Source organism: Parafrankia sp. BMG5.11, assembly GCF_004337455.1.
In genome coordinates, this window is the sequence record NZ_SJXI01000013.1 from 89,444 (window position 1) to 108,819 (window position 19,376).

Sequence of the window (19,376 nt, forward strand, 5' to 3'; positions counted from 1 at the left end):
TATTCAAACGGCAGATGCGATCCGACCAGCGGGGTGGCCGAGGGACGCGTCATCTGTCATCTGTGGCGCACTATTGGGGACGCAGAGGATTTCAAAAATGACCAGCATCAATTCGACCGCGCACCGCGCGCGCCGCCTGCCGCTTGCCGTGCGCGCATCGCTTCTGGCGATTGCCGCCGCCGGTCTTGCGGTACCGGCATCGGCGCAGGACGCGGATCGCGCGGCGCAGACCGCCGCTCAGTCGCAGACGACCGGTATTCCTGCCTGGGGCCTTACCAGCGCTGAACTGCCGGCCGATCCCACCGTGCGCTGGGGCGTCCTGCCCAACGGCATGCGCTATGCGATCCGGCACAACGAAACCCCCAAGGGCGCAGCGGTGATCCGCTTCGCCTTCAACGTCGGGATGCGGGAAGCGGAGGCCGCCCAGTTCGGTGCGCCGCACTTCTTGGAGCACATGGCGTTCAACGGATCGACCAACATTCCCGAAGGCGAGTTGGTCAAGCGGCTCGAGCGGCTCGGCCTTGCGTTCGGCGCCGACACCAACGCCGAAACCGATCTGGAACACACGACCTACAAGCTTGACCTGCCGAACACCAATGCGGAGACGGTCGACGGAGCGCTGACCTTCATGCGCGAACTCGCGTCTGAACTGACCATCGATCAGGCAGCCGTCGATCGGGAGCGCGGGATTATCCTGTCCGAATACCGGGTGCGCAACGTTCCGCAGATCCGCCGGCTGCTCGACTCGCTCGGCAAGCAGATCCCCAACTCGCGCTTCGGGGCGGGCATGACCGGGACGCCGGACACGATCGGCAACATCTCGGCCGCCGATCTGCGGGCGTTCTACGAAGGGTACTATCGCCCCGACCGCGCCACGCTGGTGATGGTCGGCGACTTCGATGTCGATGCGATGGAACAGGAAATCCGCACGCGCTTCACGGGCTGGAAGGCAAAGGGTCCGGCCAAGGAACTCTACACCCCCACCATCGCCCCCGTCGACAAGCCGGTCGTTGCGACCTTCACCGACCCGTCGATCCCCGAGATCATCGAGTTCAGCCGGGTAACTGGCTATCAGGTGCCGGCAAATTCGGTCGAGGAACAGCGCCGCGCGACGCTCGAAGCGATTGCCAGCGTGGCGTTGTCGAACCGCCTTGCGACCTTGAGTCGCAGCGCGGACAGTCCGATCATCGGCGGCCAGGCCATGGTGCAGGATGTCGCCCGCACCGCCCGGACCGCAACCGCGATCGTCGTCGCCAAGGATGGCCAGTGGCAGCCCGCGCTTACCATTGGCGAGCAGGAGTTGCGGCGCGCGATCCAGTTCGGCTTCACCGAGGCCGAGATAGCCGAATCCAGGGCTAACATCCGCACTGCGCTGGAGAACGCGGTCGCGCAGGAAGCCGGCCGGCGGAGCGGCGCGATTGCCGATCAGATCGCCACCGCATCGCTGTCCAACAGCGTGTACCTCTCACCGGAGCAGACCCTGGCGCTGTACAATGCGCTTGAGCCGACGCTGACGGCAGAGGAAGCAGGCAAGGCGTTCCGCGCGGCCTGGAACGGCGGACCGACTCTGGTGCACGTCGCCACCAAGCAAGAGGTCGGCGGAGGCATCGCCGCGGTTGAAACCGCGCTCGCCACCAGCACCCAGGTCGCTGTCAGCGCTCCGGTCGAACAGGCGACGAAGGCCTTTGCCTATGATGACTTCGGTCCTGCCGGCAAAGTCGTCTCGGATACCGCGATCGCCGACCTCGGCATCCGTTCGGTCCGCTTCGCCAACGGGGTGCAGCTCAACCTCAAGAAGACCGCGTTCGAACCCGGCAAGATTGCCTGGTACGCCAAGGTGGGACCCGGCGCGCAGGTGTTTCCGGCGGACAAGCCGGGCCTGACCGTCGCCACCCAGGTGCTCACCTCGCTCAATGGCCTGGGCAAGCACGACGTCGACGAACTGCGCCGGATCACCGCGGGTCGCCAGGTCGGCGTGGGTCTGGCCGTGGATACCGATGGCATCGTCGCTTCGGGCGCGACCACCTCGGCCGATCTCGACCTGCAGATGAAGCTACTGGCCGCCCAGTTGACCGATCCCGCGTACGATCCGGCCACCCAGGCGCAGTGGGCCGGCATTGCGCCGGTCGTTGCCAAGAACATCGCGTCCAATCCGTCGCAGCTGGCGGGCATCGCCGTGCCCTTCAAGTTGACGGGCGGGGACGCCCGCTTCGGGTTCGGCAACCCAGAAGACCTGACCGCTCGCAGCCTGGACGAAGTCAAGGCCGCACTGGCGCCGCAACTGGCAAGCGGCGGAGTGGAGATTGGCCTGGTGGGCGACTTCGACGAGGCCGCCGCGATCGCCGCTGTGGCGCAGACGCTTGGGGCGGTTCCCCGGCGCGGCGATCCGGCCGCCAGCCCCGCTGGCGTGAAGGCGGTCACCTTCACCGCCGATCGCACCCCGCAGACCATCTATCATGGCGGTTCGGCGGACCAGGGCGCGATCGCGCTCGCATGGCCGACGAACGACGGCAAGAACCTCAAGGATTCGCTGACTCGCGATCTGCTGGCCGGCGTCATGGGCCTGCGGCTGATCGATGTGGTCCGCGAGGAACTGGGCGCGACCTACACGCCGAACGCCCAGTCGGTCGATTCGCTGACCTACAAGGGCTTTGGCTATCTCACCGCTTCGGCCCCGGCAGACCCGGCTTCGATGAATGAAGTCGCCGCCGCCGTGCGCAAGATCGCGGCCGATCTGCGCACCAATCCTCCCACTGCCGACGAGATGCTGCGGGCGCGCAAGCCCACTCTCGAGCGCTGGCAGCGGCAGGAGCGGGAGAACAACAGCTGGGTGGCGCTGGTGTCCGAGGCGCAGACCCGGTCGGACCTGCTCGACCGGCGGCGTAACCGGGCGCGCGTGCTCGAAGGGATCACGGCGGCGGAGATCAAGGCTGCCGCGCAGCGCTATCTCGACCCCGCCAAGTCGGTCGAATTGAGGGTCCTGCCCAAGCCTGCTGGCTGAGTGTATAGGCGAACCGGGGCGCTGCTCAGGCGGTCCGGTTCGCCCATTCCCGATTAATATACAACGCGCCCAGCGTGCAGATCACGCCGGACAGCAGGTACAACCCGACCGACCACAAGCCGAACCGGCTGGCGAGGAACAGCGCGACGAACGGCGCGAAACCCGCACCGATGAACCACGCCGAGTTGGAGACGATCGCCGCTCCGGTATAACGGTGGACCGCCGGGAAGCTCGCGTTCACCGCACCCGCTGATTGGCCGAACGCGAGGCCCAGCAGCACGAACCCACCGAACATGTAGGCAGCTTCCCCCACCGGGCCGGCGCCGAGCAGCTGCGGCGCGAAGCCGCTGTATGCACCGATCAGCGCCGCGGACACGCCCAGCACCGCCCGCCGGCCCACCCGGTCCGCGATCACGCCTGACGCCAGGATCGAAACGACACAGATCATCGCCCCCACCGCTTCGATGATGAGGAACCGGACCACATCCTCGCCCGTGCTGAGGGTGACCCACGACAGCGGGAACACCGTCACCAGATGGAACAGCGCAAAGCTTGCCAGCGGGGCGAATGCGCCCAGCGTGATCGTGCGCCACTCGCTCCGCAGCGTCTGGAACGGCGGGGACGGTTGCAGATCGCGGGTCTCGAACAGGCGCTTGAATTCGGGCGTGGCGACCAGTCGCAGCCGCGCGAACAGCGCGACCACGTTGATCGCGAGCGCAACGAAGAACGGGTAGCGCCAGCCCCAGGTAAGAAAATCCTGCGGGGTCAGCAGTGCCGTGAAATAGGCGAACAACCCGCTCGCAACCACCAACCCGAGCGGCGCACCGAGCTGCGGGATCATCGAATACCATCCGCGGCGGTCCTCCGGCGCGTTCAGCTGCAGCAGCGACGGCAGGCCATCCCAGGCGCCGCCGAGCGCGATGCCCTGGCACAAGCGGAAGAACGCCAGCAGCCACACCGAAAGCGCGCCGACCCGCTCGTACCCCGGCAGCAAGGCGATCACCATGGTCGACCCGCCGAGCAGGAACAGAGCGATGGTCAATTTTACGCCGCGGCCGTGCCGCTGGTCGATCGCGGTGAAGATCAGGGTGCCGATCGGGCGGCCGACGAATGCGAGCGCGAAGATCAGAAACGAGTAGAGGGTGCCGGTCAGCGGATCGACGTACGGGAACACCAGCGAGGGAAATACGAGCACCGAGGCGATCGCGTAGACGAAGAAGTCGAAGAACTCGCTCGTGCGGCCGACGATCACGCCGATCGCGATATCGCCCGGTCGGATGTCGCCATGGCGGGCATTCACAAGCTGGGCATCGCGTTCGAGCGGCGCCGAGTTGGATGCCGGGGCGGGAGCGGTCATCGCTTGGGTTTCTCCTTCGCTTGCATCTCTTGTTGCGCCGCGAACGCGTGGGCGCAAGACTGCGGGTTGCGTATTGACCCGGCAGGCCGGTTTTTGGGATTGGACAAAATGTCCAATGTCGGACGGAATGTCTCTCCGGCTAGTGGAGGACCATGCTGCAGCACATCCCAGTCCGGATCCGCCGCCTGAAAGCGGCCCTGCTGATTCCGCTCGTCGCGATTCTTGCCGCGTGCGATCGCGCGGTGCTCAACCCCGCCGGGGACGTGGCGCGCCAGCAGCGCGATATCATCTATATCTCGACCGGCCTCATGCTGCTGATCATCGTGCCGGTGATGCTTCTGATCGTCGTGTTTGCCTGGCGATATCGCAAGGGCGCCGGCGGCACGTACGATCCCGATTTCGATCACTCCACCTCGCTCGAGCTGGTCATCTGGTCGGTCCCTCTGCTGATCATCATCATCCTGGGCGCGCTGACCTGGTCGAGCACGCACCTGCTCGATCCGTTTCGCCCGCTCGATATGAAAGCGAACGCACAGGAAGCGCGCGCTCCGGTATCCGATCCGCTGCGCGTGCAGGTGGTCTCTCTCGACTGGAAGTGGCTGTTCATCTACCCCGAACAGGGGATCGCCACAGTCAACGAACTGGCCCTGCCGGTCGACCGGCAAGTGCGGTTCGACCTCACCTCCACCAATATGATGAACACGTTCTATGCGCCCACGATGGCGGGCATGATCTACGTGATGCCGGGGATGCAGAGCACGCTGCACGCGGTGCTGAACCGGCCAGGCAGCTACGAGGGACTTTCGGCCAACTACAGCGGCCACGGGTTTGCCGACATGCGCTTTCAGCTGAAGGGGATGGACCAGGCCGCTTTCGACAACTGGGTCGCGCAGGCCAAAGCATCGGGCCGAACGCTTGACCTTGCATCGTATTACCAGCTCGCGAAGCCCAGCGAAAAGGTGCCGCCGATGTTCTTCGGGTCGGTGGACCAGGACCTCTACCGCCGCGTCCTCGAGCGCTGCGTGGAGCCCGGCACGCCGTGCATGACCGACCTGATGGAATACGACCGGAAGCAGGGCGGCGGCCATCCGCACGAGACACGCCCCGGCGCAGGCATGCCGCAGCGGGGCAATTCGATGCCGATGCACGGTCCCAAGGCGGAGGGCGCGCTGCTCAGAGAGCCAAGTGAGAAGGGCTCCGGTGCCAACGTCACCAAGCCGGCAAATCCGGCCGATGCCGGTGGCGCGACCCGTCCGAACGACCCGCGCAACCGCGACATGTCCGCTCTCGATCCGCGATCGGCGCCGTTCGCCCGCGCTGACGCCAACGCCTGATTTTCCTGGAGCCAAGCCCAGTGTTCGATGCCTCGCTCGCCAAGATCATCTTCGGCCGCCTCACCTGGGAAAGTTTCCCGGTTCACGAGCCGATCCTGCTCGGCACTTTTGCCGTGGTGGTGGTGCTGGGCGTGGGCATCCTGGCCGCCGTCACCAGGTTCAAGCTGTGGGGCTGGCTCTGGCGCGAATGGCTGACCACCGTCGATCACAAGAAGATCGGCATCATGTACATCATCCTGGGCGTCGTCATGCTGCTGCGCGGCTTTGCCGACGCGCTGATGATGCGGGCGCAGCAGGCGATCGCGTTCGGCGGCAACGAGGGCTACCTCCCCGCTCACCACTTCGACCAGGTGTTCACCGCCCACGGGACGATCATGATCTTTTTCGTGGCGATCCCTCTGATCTCCGGAATAATCAACTATGTCATGCCGCTGCAGATCGGCGCGCGCGACGTGGCGTTTCCATTCCTCAACAGCCTCTCTTTCTGGCTGACGGTCGCAGGTGCGCTGCTAGTGATGGTGTCGCTGTTCGTCGGGGAGTTTTCGACCGCGGGGTGGCTCAACTACGTGCCGGTCGCCAACCTGCAGAACAGTCCCGGGGTGGGGCCGGACTACTACCTCTGGGCGCTGCAGATAGCCGGCGTCGGTACGACCTTGTCCGCAATCAACATGGTGACGACCATCATCAAGATGCGAGCACCCGGCATGAGCATGATGAAGCTGCCGGTGTTCTGCTGGACCGCGCTGTGCAGCCAGGTGCTGGCGATCGCGATCTTCCCGGTGCTGACCGGCGCGTTCGCGATGCTGATGCTTGACCGCTACCTCGGCACCAACTTCTTTACGAACGACCTCGGCGGCAATCCGATGATGTACTGGAACTTGGTGTGGGTGTGGGGCCACCCCGAGGTGTACGTCCTCATCCTGCCGGTGTTCGGAATCTATTCGGAGATCACCTCGACCTTCACCGGCAAGCGCCTGTTCGGCTATTCATCGATGGTTTACGCCACGGTCGTCATCACGATCCTGAGCTACCTGGTGTGGCTGCACCACTTCTTCACGATGGGCTCCGGCGCCAGCGTCAACAGCTTCTTCGGCATCGCGACGATGGTGATCGCGATCCCTACGGGCGCCAAGATCTTCAACTGGCTGTTCACGATGTACCGCGGATCCATCCGGTTCGAGCTGCCGATGATGTGGGTCATCGCGTTCATGCTGACCTTCGTGGTGGGCGGGATGACCGGCGTGCTGCTGGCCGTGCCCCCGGCTGATTTCGTGCTGCACAACTCGCTGTTCCTGGTGGCGCACTTTCACAACGTCATCATCGGCGGCGTTGTCTTCGGGCTGTTTGCCGGGATCGAATACTGGTGGCCCAAGGCCTTCGGCTTCAAGCTCGATCCGTTCTGGGGCAAGATCCACTTCTGGGGGTGGGTTGTCGGCTACTGGGTAGCGTGGACCCCGATCTACATCGTCGGCCTCATGGGCACGACCCGCCGCACGCGTTACCTGGAGGATCCCACGCTGCAACCGTGGTTCGTCATCGCGGCCATTGGCGCGGTGATCATCGCCATCGGCATCGCGGCGTTCGTCATCCAGATCGCAGTCAGCATCAAGAACCGCGAGAAGCTGCGCGACAACAGCGGCGATCCGTGGGACGGCCGCACGCTGGAATGGTCGACCGCCTCGCCGCCGCCGGCGTACAATTTCGCCTTCACGCCCATCGTCCATGACCTCGACGCCTGGTACGACATGAAGCGGCGCGGCTGTCAGCAGCCCGAAGGCGGCTACCTGCCGATCCACATGCCGAAGAACACCGGCATGGGCGTGATCCTGTCCGGCCTCGCGACGGTGCTTGGTTTTGCGATGGTGTGGTATATCTGGTGGCTGGCGGCACTGGCATTCGCCGCGCTGGCGATCATCTCCATCGCGCACACCTTCAACACCGACCGCGACTATTACATTCCGGCGGGCGAGGTGGGACGGTCCGAACGCGGGCAGCGCCCGCTGCTGGCTGCGGGAGCCTGAACGATGGCGAGTATCCCCCACGATCCAGCGGCCGACGCGCCCCGGTTCTACGTCACCGAAGAAGATCATCACGTCCACGCCGGCAGCCCGACCATACTGGGCTTCTGGATCTACCTGATGAGTGACGCGCTCCTCTTCGCGGCCCTGTTCGCGACGTATGGCGTGATCGGCACCAGCTATGCCGGCGGTCCTGTCCCGCGCGAGATTTTCGAACTGCCGCTGGTGGCGCTCAACACCGCGATCCTGCTGGTGAGTTCGATCACTTATGGCTTTGCCATGCTGGCGCTCGACAGCGGCAGAACCCGCAGCGTGCAGCTGTGGCTGGTGGTGACCGGCCTGCTGGGCATCGCGTTCGTCGGCGTCGAGATGTACGAGTTCTCCAAGCTGATCGCCGAGGGCGCCACGCCGCAGCGCAGCGGTTTCCTGTCGGCATTCTTCACGCTGGTCGGCGCACACGGGCTCCACGTGACGATCGGCATCATCTGGATCGGCGTCATGCTGGTGCAACTCGCCCAGCGCGGCGTCACGATTGAAAACCGGCGCCGGCTGCTGTGCCTCAGCATGTTCTGGCACTTCCTCGACGTCGTGTGGATTGGCGTCTTCACGTTTGTCTATCTGCTGGGAATGGTGCGATGAACACGGTCGATCACGCTTCGCACGGGCATGACTCCGCTCATGACGAAAGCTACGGCCACGGTAGCAGGAAGAGCTATCTGATCGGCTTCGCGCTATCGGCGGTTCTCACGGCGATCCCGTTCTGGCTGGTGATGACCGGCGTGTTGACCCCGGGCGCGACAGCAGTGGCGGTCATTGTCATGGCAGTGGTGCAGATACTGGTGCACACGGTGTGCTTCCTGCACGTCAACACCCAGGCAGAGGGCGGGTGGACGCTGATCGCCTATGTCTTCACCGCAGTGCTGCTGTTCATCGTCATCGCCGGGTCGGTGTGGATCATGTACCACCTCAACACCAACATGATGCCCGGCATGACCACTGGCGAGGCGAGCTACACACCGTGACTGCCAACCGGGGGAAGCGCCGCTTCCTCCTGGCGCTGTGCTCGTTCCTTGCGCTGCTGTTCGGCGGGCTGGGTATCTGGCAGATCGAACGCCTGGCCTGGAAACTCGCTTTAATCGAGCGGGTCGAGGCGCGTGTGTCCGCTCCGCCCGGTCCTGCTCCCGCTCCGGAGGCATGGCGATCGATAACGCAGGAGCGTGACGAGTACCGACATGTGGCTGTGCGCGGGACGTTCGATTACGCAAGCGAAACACTGGTCGATGCTCTGACGGAGCGGGGCCCGGGTTACTGGGTGCTCACCCCGCTGCGCACCGCCACCGGCACGATCCTGGTCAATCGCGGCTTCGTTCCTCGTGAGGCTGACTCTCCCGCGGACCGGGCTGCATCCCAGCAAACCGGTGAAGTCACGGTCACCGGCTTGCTCCGCATGGCCGAGCCGGACGGACGTTTTCTGCGACCCAATGACCCTCGGCAGGACCGCTGGTTCTCGCGCGACGTGGGAGCGATCGCCAAGGCGCGCGGGCTCGGCCCCGTGGCGCCGTTCTTTATCGACGCTGATGCCGGGTCGAGTCCGGGACAGCTGCCAGTCGGCGGGATGACCGTGGTCCGCTTCCGCAACGCGCATCTGGTCTATGCGCTCACCTGGTTCGCTCTGGCCGCCCTGTCGCTTGTGGGGCTGGCGCTGGTGCTGCGTTCGCGCGAAGACGGGCGTTGATGGACACCCCGCTCCTTGCGTTGACCCTCCGCCGCAGCGGCCACGCCGGAGGTCGCTCGCCCGAAGCCGCTGCGGCGGAAAACATGCGTCAGCTGATCCAGCTGCGATGGATCGCAGTGGCGGGGCAGGTCATCGCCATCCTGGTGGCGCACTTCGGGTTGGGCGTCCGCCTGCCGTTGCTGCCCATGCTGGCGGTGGCGGGCGCGCTTGGCGGCGCCAATCTGCTGTTCACGCTCAGCCTCGGTCGCTGGCCGGTGGTGCCGGGAGAGTTCCTGTTCGCGCTGGCGCTAGACATGGCGGCGCTGACCGCGCAGCTCTATTTCAGCGGCGGCGCGACCAATCCGTTCATCGCGCTGTACTTGCTCCAAGTCGTGCTTGGCGCGATCCTGCTGCCGCTGGCGATGGTCGCGCCCATGGCCGGCGCTTGCTGCCTGGCATTTGCCTTCCTGAGCGTGCGCCATCTCCCGCTGAACTTGCCGGCGAGTGTCGGCGGCATCGGCGATTTGCGGCTGCTCGGGGAGTGGATCGCGTTCGTCATGGTGGCGGTCTTGCTGTTGCTGTTCATCACCCGCATCAGCCGCAATCTGCGCGCGCGGGAGACCTTCGTAGCGGAACTCGGCCAGCGTGCCGCGGAAGAAGACGGAATCGTCCGCATGGGCCTGTTCGCCAGCGGAGCGGCGCACGAACTCGGCACGCCGCTGTCGTCGCTATCGGTCCTGGTTGCCGACTGGCAGCGCGATCCCCGCCTGGCTGCCGACCCGGCGCTGCGGGAAGAATTGGCAGAAGCGCAGGCGGAGATCGGACGATGCAAGGAGATTGTCAGCAACATCCTGCATTCCGCCGGACAGGCGCGCGGCGAGGCGATGGGGGCGGCCGAGGTAAGCGCATTGCTTGACGAAATCGCTGCCGAGTGGAGCGCGGTGCATCCGTCCATTCCGTTCGATTATCATCTGGCAGACCTGCAGGACGTGCGGGTCGCGGCGGAACCGGCGCTGCGGCAGGCGATCTGGAACTTGCTGGAAAATGCCGGCGAAGCCTCGCCCGGCAGCGTGATGCTCGAAGGGAGCCGGCTGGACGACTGGCTGGTGATCGCCGTCAGTGACGCCGGGCCTGGATTCAGCGGGCCGCAACTCGCCGGCATCGGCAAGCTGTACCAGTCGAGCAAGGGACCCGGACACGGCCTTGGCCTGTTCCTCACCGTCAACGTCGTCCGCCGGCTCGGCGGGCGGCTGGAGGCTGAGAACCGGGCGGCCGGAGGGGCCGTGGTCCGCCTGTTGCTGCCGATGCTACCCGCCGCTTCGCAGAAGGAGCTTTGATCGCGATGGAACCCGGATCCCTGATTATCGTCGAGGACGATGCGACCTTCGCCCGGACGCTTAGCCGCTCTTTCGAACGGCGTGGCTACACCGTGTCATGCGCGCACAGCAGCAGCGAACTGGAAGTATTGCTGCAGACCGAACGCCCGGCCTACGCGGTCGTCGACCTCAAGCTGGGGACCGAATCCGGTCTGCTTTGCGTGCGCACCTTGCGGGCGCATGACCCGGAGATGCGGATCGTCGTGCTGACCGGCTATGCCAGTATCGCGACCGCCGTCGAGGCGATCAAGCTGGGCGCGTCCAATTACCTCCCCAAACCCGCGAATACGGACGAAATCGAAGCTGCATTCGGCCGTACTGCCGGCGACATCGACGCGCCGATTACCCGCCAAGCCACGTCGATCAAAACCTGGGAATGGGAGCGGATCAACGAGACCCTCGCCGAAACCGGGTTCAACATTTCCGAGACCGCCCGGCGCCTGGGGATGCATCGCCGCACCCTGGCCCGGAAGCTGGAGAAGCGGCAGGTCCGCTAGAACAGGCATTCGCCTGTTGGCGCCACCTTCCTAGCCCAGCTTCGCCAGCGCCGCCGCCAAGCGGTCACGCGTGCCGGCAACGTTCGTCAGTTTGTCGAGACCGAACAGGCCGATGCGGAACGTCCGGAAATCCGGTCCCTCATCGACCATCAGCGGCACGCCTGCCGCTACCTGAAAGCCCGCGCGAACGAACTTGCTGCCGTTCTGGATGTCGGGATCACAGGTGTACGACACGATCACGCCCGGCGCTTCGAAGCCGGCCGCAGCAACCGAGGGGAAGCCGCGCGCGGCCAACATCCGGCGGACATCCATGCCCAGTTCCCACTGCGCCGCCTGAAGACGATCCAGGCCGACACGTCTGGCTTCGGCCATCGCGTCGCGCAGGGTCCGCAACGCATCGGTCGGCATCGTCGCATGATAGGCGAAGCCGCCGGCAAGGTAGGCCTCGGTGATCTCCAGCCACCGGCCAAGGTCCACCGAGAAGCTCGTCGACTGGCTGGCGCGGCACCGTTCGATGGCCGTTTCGCGCAGCATCACCAGTCCGGAACTCGGCGGTGCGGACCAGCCTTTCTGCGGGGCGGAAATCAGCACGTCGACGCCCAGCGCCTCCATATCGATCCAGATGCAGCCCGATGCCACGCAGTCGAGCACCAGCAAGCCGCCATGGCGATGAACCGCGTCCGCAAGTGCGCGGATGTAGTCATCTGGCAGCAGGATGCCGGATGCCGTCTCAACATGCGGTGCGAACACCACGTCAGGCTTGGCCGCCGCGATCTGGGCCACCGCATCCTCGATCGGGCAGGGCGCAAACGGCGCTTGGTCGCCGTCCCCCACTCGCACCGCCCTCATCACGGTCTCGTCGCGCGGGATCGACCCTTTGGCGAAGATCTGCGACCAGCGGTAGGAGAACAGGCCGTTGCGAATGACGAGCACGCTGGCATCCGTGGCGAACTGCCGGGCGACCGCTTCCATCGCGTACGATCCGCCGCCCGGCACGATGACCGCGCGATCGGCGTGGTAAACACCGCACAGAGTCTCGTGAATGTCGTGCATCACCGTCTGGAACGCGGTGCTCATGTGGTTGAGCGATCGGTCGGTGAACACCACCGAGTATTCGAGCAGACCGTCGGGATCGATATCCGTGCGTAGAGCCGGCATGAAAATGCTCTCCTGAGGTTGTTTGGGGCTAGCGCCGCCAGCGAAGGTTGGAGGGATCGAGATCGGCCAGTGCGCGCGCGCCCATCAGCTTCATGTCGCGTTCGATCTCGTCGCGCAGCTTGCCCATCGCCCGCTCGACACCCGCCTGTCCCGCCGCGGCAAGGGCATAGAGGTAGAGCCTTCCCCCGGAGCAGGCGCGGGCGCCGACCGACAGCGCCTTCAGCACGTGGCTGCCCCGGCGAATGCCCCCGTCGCAAATCACCTCTATCCGGTCGCCTACGGCATCGACGATCTCGGCCAGTTGATCGAACGGAGCGCGGCTGCCGTCCAGTTGCCGGCCGCCGTGGTTCGATACCATGATCGCGTTCGCGCCGATATCCGCCGCCCGCCGGGCGTCGGCGGCCGACATGATCCCCTTCAGGCAGAACTGCCCGCCCCATTGATCGCGGATACGCTCCGCCGCCTTCCAGTCCATCGACTGGTCGAGCATCGTCGAGAAGTAGTCGCCGATCGAGGTCGCCACCTTGGTTCCTTGCGAGACGTGCGTTTCGAGGTTCGGCAACGAGAACGGCTCGCGCAACAGGTAATCCATTGTCCAGTGAGGGTGAGCGGCAAAGCTGAGAGCAGACCCGGGCGTCAGCCGCGGCGGCGAGGTGAAGCCGGTCCTGAGACACCGTTCACGGTTGCCGCCGACGATCGTGTCCACCGTCAACGCGATCGCATCGAAGCCCGCCGCCTGGCACCGCTCGATCATGGAGCGGTTGAGGCCTTCGTCCTTGTGCACGTAGAGCTGGAACAGCTTGGGTGCCTTCACGGTGGCGCCGACCTCTTCGATGCTGACCGTCGCCAGGCTTGAGATGCCGAACCAGGTGCCAAACTTTTCGGCTGCGGCACCAACTGCCCGCTCCCCCTGCCAGTGGAACAATCGCTGGAGAGCGGTCGGCGAGAAGAACAGCGGAAGCGCGATCTCCTTGCCCATCAGCGTGGTGCGCATGTCGACATGTTTGACCCCGGCGAGGACGCTGGGGACCAGATCGCAATCATCGAAGGCTTGGGTGTTGCGGGCCTTCGTCACCTCGTCATCGGCGGCCCCGTCGATGTAATGAAACACCGGCCCCGGCAGGCGCCGCTTCGCCAGTCGCCGAAAGTCCTCCGTGTTATGGCAATCGGCCAACCGCATCGTGCATCCCGCTTCGCAAGCTCGCGCGGATAACGGCGCGCGCTTACCCATGTCGCCGCACTATCAGGAAAATGCGAGCGGGTTCATCGTTCCGTCGCCTCGGAAGTTCCGGCAGTGCTGAACCAGAAGACCGGCGGCGGCTTCGGATCGGGCCACACTTCGGCCAGGTCATCGCCGTGATAAAGCCGCCCGTTCTTCATCACCCAGGCGATCGCGCGCGCGTTGGTGATGTCGGTCCGGGGATCCTTGTCGAGCACCACCAGATCGGCCAGCTTGCCCGGTTCGATCGACCCCAGATCCGCTTCTCTCCCTATAGTGCGGGCGCCGTCGATAGTAGCGGATCGCAGGATTTCCGCCGGGGTCCACCCGCCCATCTGATGCGCTTCCATCTCCCAGTGGGTGCCCAGGCCCGGCACCTCTCCGTGCGCACCGATCGACACCAGGCCCCCTGCCCGCTTCACGGCGAGCGCGCTGGCGGCGATCGTGGGGAATAGATAGGCGGACGGGTCGCGCCACTCCCGCTGCCAGAGCTTCTGGTCGCGAAACCACGCTGGCGCGAACCGGGCGTACTTCACATCCCCGTGGGGTGCGTCCCGCGCGATGAAGAAATCCTGCGCAGGGTAGCCGCCGTGCGTGATCTGCAGCGTCAGGTCATAGCTCGTGCCGCTGCGCGCCAGCAGTTGCACGAAATCGTCGTACAGCACCGGCGGCGGGATGGCGTGCTCGTTGCCCGCAAACCCGTCGAGGATATGACCGAGACCGAGCTTGGCCGACAGCGCCCCTTCGGTGGTGGGCTGCAATCCCAGCGCCCGTGCGCGCTCGGCAATCCATTGACGTACCCGGCGGTTGCCGGACCGATACATCTTGACGTTGGTCAGGCCATACCGGTCCCGATACCGCCGCAGGACAGCGTCAACCTGTTCGGGCGACCGGAAATCGTTGAACCCGAAGATCGCTGTCCCGGTCGAGAAAATCCGCGAGCCGACAGCAAGGCCCGCATCCAGCGCATCCTGATAGGCGAGCATGTCGATCGTGAGCGTCGACGGGTCGAACGCGGTGGTGACGCCATAAGCGAGGTTCGCCGCTGGACCCCAGGACGCAAAGTTCAGCACGTCGCGGCGAATGTCGGCCACGTGATCGTGGACGTCGATCAAACCCGAAATGACATACCGGCCGGCGATGTCACGCACTTGCGTGCCCGGCGGCACTGGAAACGAGCCACGCGGCCCGATGGCCGCGATCCGGTTGTCTTTGACCAGCAGGTCCGCGTTCTCGACCGCTGCTGCTGCGCCCATCGTCAGCACGGTGGCTCCGCGCAGCAGCAGGTGCCCTGCGGGAACGTCGCGCGGGATCGTGACGATGGCGTCGATGGTCGTGACTGCGCCGCCAGCGGCCGGACGCCGCCAGATGGTCGGCCCAAGCGACCAGAAAATCTCGCGCCCATCGCCGCTCCAACCGAAATAATCGGCGCCTTCGCTCGTCAGCTTCTGTGTGGATGCGGCCGGGTCGGACAGGTCGACGGGTGAACCATCGTCCGGAAGGCGAACGAGGTACAATTGCTGCGCGATTTGCGCCAAGGCCTGGCGGCCGTCAGGGCTGACGCGAAGGTCATCGGCAGGTGCCGGACCCTCGGCAAAATACCAATTGGGCCCGACGACCCGCGCGGCCAGCCGGTCGTCCTTTGCGTCGTGGACCCCGTCGGCTCGATTGATCAGCAGCGTGCCGTCCGCCAGGAAGTGCGGCTGACCGCCCAGGTTACCGCGGGCCAGCACTTCGCCGGTGGTCAGCGAGACCAGCTCTGCTTCACGGATCTGGCCGAACTCAACATAGCGCGCCCGCCGCTCCGCGCTGGGAGAGCGAACCGCCACCACGCCGCCATCCGGCGTGTAAACGGGGTGCGTGTAGAACGCATCCTGGCTGGTCAGCCGCTTCGGCGAGCCCTCTCCGGGTCGCACCTCCCACACGTGGCCCCCTTCAAGCGCGGTCCAGGTAACGAACAGCAGACGCTTGCCATCGGCGGACCACGAGGGATGGAACTGCGGAGGCAGACCGTCGGCAACCGGCGTTGGAGCCCCGCCTGACGCCGGCATCGCGTAGACCCGCCCGAGCGCCGATAATGCGAACGTGCGCCCGTCGGGTGAAAGCGCGGGAGTTTGCACGATACGCGCCCGTACCGGTCCGGTTTCGACTCTGGCCGGTGCGCGGGTCAAAGGTCCGAGCTGCTGCTCGACTTGCGCGGTGAACGGGATCGGGGCCACCGTGCCATCGCGCAGTGAAATACGGGCCAGCTTGCCGCCTCGCGTGAATACGACCGCGTCGTCGTTGGGCGTGAACGCCATGCGAGGCGCGATGTCGCTCCAGTACGACGCCTGTAGCGAGTCCGGGTCAAGCTGGGTGAGGTCGCGCTCGGCGCCCGTGGCAAGGTCGCGCAGCCGCAGCCACGTTCGTCCGGTGCGCCGTTCGGCGTAAGCAAGCAGCCGGCCATCGTGCGAGACGGCGGGGCGGAAGGCGCTGGCCTGCACCTTGCCAAGGCGGATGTCCCCGACAGCCTTGACCAGGGTCTCGGCCGCGCCGCCAGCGGCAGGCATGCGCGCGATGCGCCACTCGACCGGCTCCGCGAAGTCGAGATCACCGCCGCGCGCGGCGTAGTAGAACCACTTGCCGTCCGCCGAGGCGACGGCGCCGAGTACGTGCTGGACCGGCCCGCCGGTGCCCTGCGTCCGGTTTGCCACCACCACTTCGCCCGCGCCCCCGGACACGGGATAGCGCCACAGTTCATACGCGTTCCGGTCAGGCCAGTACCGCGAGACCAGCAGCCCGGTGCCGTCGGCGGTCCAGGAAGGCGAGACGAAGATCGGATCGTCATCGTGCAGCGTGACCTGGCGCGCATCCTTGCCGTCAGGACGCATGACCCACAAGTTCTCCGCACCCGAGCGGTCGGACAGAAAAGCGATCCAGCGGCCATCAGGCGAGAACGCCGGTTGAGTGTCCACCGGCAGGCCATGAGTAATCGCCCGTGCCCGCCCGCCATTGGCGCCGAGCACGTAGATGTCGCCCAGGATCGCGAACGCCAGCGTCCGGCCGTCGGGTGACAGATCGGGATGCAGTCCGGTCGCCTCATCCACCTCGAACGCGATGGTCCGGGTCGGCTGCAAGGGCAGCGTTTGGCCGGGCTGCGCAGGCGGCACGGGCGGAAGTCCCGACACGCCCTGCTCGACCGGCGCAGGCCTGTCGGCCACCTGCACAGACGGCGCGGTCTCAAGCCCCGGCGGACCGTGGGCCGCGGCTTTCCCGCAAAGCGAAACAGCCGAGACCAGGCCGGCAACCGAAAGCACCAGTTGCCGGCCTGTCATCATGCGAACCTTCCGTGCGGTCAGAACTTGTACGTCGCGGTTCCGATAACCTGCCGGCCCGCGCCAAACGTACAGTTATTCGGCCCGGCGCACCGCGCGACATAGCGCTTGTCGAAGATGTTGGAGCCGTTGATCGCGAACCGCCATTCCGGCAAGTCGTAGTGCACGATCGCGTCGAACAGGGTCGAACTGTCACTCACGTAGACCAGCGGGTTGAACGGGCCCGGCAGGCTGCCTGCGCTCTTGCTGGTATAGCGCACGCCGGCACCGAACCCGAACCCGCCCAGCGCCCCGCGCTGGAAGGTGTAATCGGCGAACAGCGAAGCCTTGTACTTGGGCGTGACCGGCAGCGGCGCGCCGATCTCGACCGCCACTTCGCTCTCGGTCACTTCGCTGTCGGTGTAAGACAGCGAGCCGTTGAGCGCGAGCTGGTTGCGGAGGCGGGCCACGAACTCAAGCTCTGCGCCCTGCACTTCGACTTCCCCGCTCTGGGTGGAACCCAGCGGAGGCGCGGTGACGGGGCCATACAACGCGCTCGCGACATTTCGCTGCTTGATCTGAAACAACGACGCCGTGACGAGGAGATCGACGTCCGGACCCAGGGCGCGTCCATCATACTTGATGCCGCCCTCGATCTGCTCACCGGTGGTGGGCCGGAATGCAGCACCGCTCGCACTGACGCCGAGTGTGGGCTCGAACGACGTCGCGTACGATACGTACGGCACCAGGCCGGACGCGGTCACGTAACTCGCGCCCGCACGCCAGGTGAACTTGTGCTGGTCGGACGCAGCGCCGAAGGTTTCCAGATCGACCCAATCGTAACGACCCGACAGCAACAGGCGCAGACCGCCGATCGCGAGCTGGTCCTGCATGTAGGCGCCCGTCTGATTGAGGTTCTGGTCGGTGTACGGAATATCGATTGCGGGCCGCGGATAGGGCGCCTCCGCCCCATAGACCGGATCGTAGATGTCGATCGTGCCGCCGGCGGCGAACAGGAAGCCGAAGTAGGCTTCGCTGGAGACTGTCCGGTGATCGATGCCGGCGAGCAGATTGTGCTCAATGCCTCCGGTGCCGAACTTGCCCGCCACGCGGGCGTCGACCCCGAACGCGTTCACGTCTTCGGCGTAAGGGAAGATCGACCGGGTGACCGTGCGGCCATCAGCGTTGAGGAACGCGTTGTAGATGACATCCTGCGTCTCGGCGTAGTCCGACCAGCGCGCATTGACTGTGGCATTCCAGCTGCCAGCGAAATCATGAGCCAGCTCGAATCCCGCGCCCCACTGGGTGCGTTCGTACCGGTTGTAATCGGGCTCACCCAGATTGACGTCGCGACGGATCGGGCCGTTGGGATTGGGCAGCAGCGTCCCTTCGACCGGCAGGAAGCCATTGGTGTCGCCGTTCACCTCGTCATACTGATAATACGCGAGGCCCGTCAGCCGGGTGTCGGGTCCCAGATGCACAGTCGCGGCGGGCGCTGCATAGACCCGCCTGGCGCGCACGAAATCGCGTTCGGCGTCGCGATCGCGGACCATCACCGTGCCGCGCAGGTCCAGCCAGTCAGTCGCCGCGCCGGTCGCGGTCATGGCGAACTGCTTGTAATCGTCCTCCCCATACTTGAGCGAAACTTCGCCGCCGAAGTCGCTCGACGGGCGGCGAGTGGTCTGGTTGTAGATGCCTCCCGGAGGAGCGCTGCCATAAAGAACCGAGGCCGGTCCCTTGAGGACGTCGAGGCTTTCGAAGGCATAAAGGTCGATGCCGTTCGAAAAGATCGTGGTCGTGACCGGGGTCGCCAGGCCATCCATGAACTGCTTGGGCGGAAAGCCGCGGACCTGGATGAAATCGAAGCGCAGATCGGGTCCGTAATTTTCGCCGGTGGCCCCGGCGATATAACGCACCGCCTGCTGCGCATCGATGAAGTTCAGCAAATCGATCTGGTCACGGGTCACGACACTGATCGACTGCGGGGTTTCGACTAGCGGAATGTCGCTTTTGGTAGCGGTCGACGCACCTTGCGGAACATAATTCCGCGCGGTGACAACGATGATCCGCTCACCGTTTGCATCGGTGGTCGCAACTGTTTCGGTGCCCCCGTTGCCGGGCGTTTCGCTCGGACCGTCCTGTGCGTTTGCCGGAGCCGAGACGAACAGGATCGATGCCACGGATACCAGCGCCGTGCTCGAGGTAAGACTTGAGACCTTGCGCATCGAGCGCCCCCTTCGTGTGTCCATAGATCGCATCGGCTCAGAACCTTCGTCCGCTGCCGACATCGAACCGAATCGCGTACACAGCGGCGCGTCCTCGTCGCCGCTCGTCAGTTCGCCTGATATGCTATTGCAAACCGATTGCAATAGCCGTCCATCGCTGTAGGTCTTCATTCGCGTTCCAGCA

At 65.4% G+C, this 19,376-nt stretch carries 13 protein-coding genes; 8 read left to right on the plus strand and 5 right to left on the minus strand.

Going from position 1 to position 19,376, the window contains the following annotated elements; genetic code table 11:
- The first annotated feature begins 97 nt into the window (after positions 1 to 97).
- On the plus strand, positions 98 to 3,001 hold the full coding sequence (locus tag E0504_RS07465; RefSeq protein ID WP_131622642.1) for a pitrilysin family protein: 2,904 nt from the start codon (positions 98 to 100) through the stop codon (positions 2,999 to 3,001).
- 25 nt (positions 3,002 to 3,026) lie between these two features.
- On the opposite strand, the gene E0504_RS07470 is transcribed toward E0504_RS07465, so the two are convergent.
- Complete coding sequence (locus tag E0504_RS07470) at positions 3,027 to 4,358, minus strand: MFS transporter (RefSeq protein WP_131622644.1); 1,332 nt, start codon at positions 4,356 to 4,358, stop codon at positions 3,027 to 3,029.
- Positions 4,359 to 4,510: 152 nt separating this feature from the next.
- Between E0504_RS07470 and cyoA the strand changes: the two genes are divergently transcribed.
- Genes cyoA through E0504_RS07505 form a run of 7 tightly spaced genes read left to right on the plus strand, consistent with a single transcriptional unit; the run spans position 4,511 to position 11,297 of the window.
- Positions 4,511 to 5,692, plus strand: a complete 1,182-nt coding sequence (gene cyoA, locus E0504_RS07475) for a ubiquinol oxidase subunit II (RefSeq protein ID WP_131622646.1) — start codon at positions 4,511 to 4,513, stop codon at positions 5,690 to 5,692.
- Positions 5,693 to 5,712: 20 nt separating this feature from the next.
- Positions 5,713 to 7,713, plus strand: a complete 2,001-nt coding sequence (gene cyoB / locus E0504_RS07480; RefSeq protein WP_131622648.1) for a cytochrome o ubiquinol oxidase subunit I — start codon at positions 5,713 to 5,715, stop codon at positions 7,711 to 7,713.
- A gap of 3 nt (positions 7,714 to 7,716) precedes the next feature.
- Positions 7,717 to 8,349: a cytochrome o ubiquinol oxidase subunit III gene (gene cyoC, locus E0504_RS07485; RefSeq protein WP_131622650.1), complete on the plus strand. Its 633-nt coding sequence runs from the start codon at positions 7,717 to 7,719 to the stop codon at positions 8,347 to 8,349.
- Positions 8,346 to 8,732 (plus strand): cytochrome o ubiquinol oxidase subunit IV, encoded by a 387-nt coding sequence (gene cyoD, locus E0504_RS07490; protein ID WP_131622652.1) that lies wholly within the window; start codon positions 8,346 to 8,348, stop codon positions 8,730 to 8,732. The genes cyoC and cyoD overlap by 4 nt, the downstream gene beginning before the upstream one ends.
- Positions 8,729 to 9,445 (plus strand): SURF1 family protein, encoded by a 717-nt coding sequence (locus E0504_RS07495; protein ID WP_131622654.1) that lies wholly within the window; start codon positions 8,729 to 8,731, stop codon positions 9,443 to 9,445. The genes cyoD and E0504_RS07495 overlap by 4 nt, the downstream gene beginning before the upstream one ends.
- Positions 9,445 to 10,761 carry an ATP-binding protein gene (locus tag E0504_RS07500; protein ID WP_207912269.1) on the plus strand — a complete coding sequence of 439 codons (1,317 nt, stop codon included), beginning with the start codon at positions 9,445 to 9,447 and terminating at the stop codon, positions 10,759 to 10,761. Before E0504_RS07495 ends, E0504_RS07500 begins: the two co-directional genes overlap by 1 nt.
- A gap of 5 nt (positions 10,762 to 10,766) precedes the next feature.
- Positions 10,767 to 11,297, plus strand: a complete 531-nt coding sequence (locus E0504_RS07505) for a response regulator transcription factor (RefSeq protein WP_131622656.1) — start codon at positions 10,767 to 10,769, stop codon at positions 11,295 to 11,297.
- Between the two features lie 30 nt (positions 11,298 to 11,327).
- Here E0504_RS07505 and E0504_RS07510 read toward each other — a convergent pair whose 3' ends face one another.
- The 4 genes from E0504_RS07510 to E0504_RS07525 form a co-directional block, all read right to left on the minus strand.
- A complete protein-coding gene (locus tag E0504_RS07510; protein WP_131622658.1) occupies positions 11,328 to 12,455 on the minus strand; it encodes an aminotransferase class V-fold PLP-dependent enzyme in 1,128 nt (375 codons plus the stop codon).
- A gap of 28 nt (positions 12,456 to 12,483) precedes the next feature.
- A complete protein-coding gene (locus E0504_RS07515; protein ID WP_131622660.1) occupies positions 12,484 to 13,635 on the minus strand; it encodes an alpha-hydroxy acid oxidase in 1,152 nt (383 codons plus the stop codon).
- 83 nt (positions 13,636 to 13,718) lie between these two features.
- Positions 13,719 to 16,991, minus strand: a complete 3,273-nt coding sequence (locus E0504_RS07520; RefSeq protein ID WP_131622662.1) for an amidohydrolase family protein — start codon at positions 16,989 to 16,991, stop codon at positions 13,719 to 13,721.
- A gap of 17 nt (positions 16,992 to 17,008) precedes the next feature.
- Positions 17,009 to 19,363: a TonB-dependent siderophore receptor gene (locus E0504_RS07525; RefSeq protein WP_207912270.1), complete on the minus strand. Its 2,355-nt coding sequence runs from the start codon at positions 19,361 to 19,363 to the stop codon at positions 17,009 to 17,011.
- Positions 19,364 to 19,376: the final 13 nt, after the last annotated feature.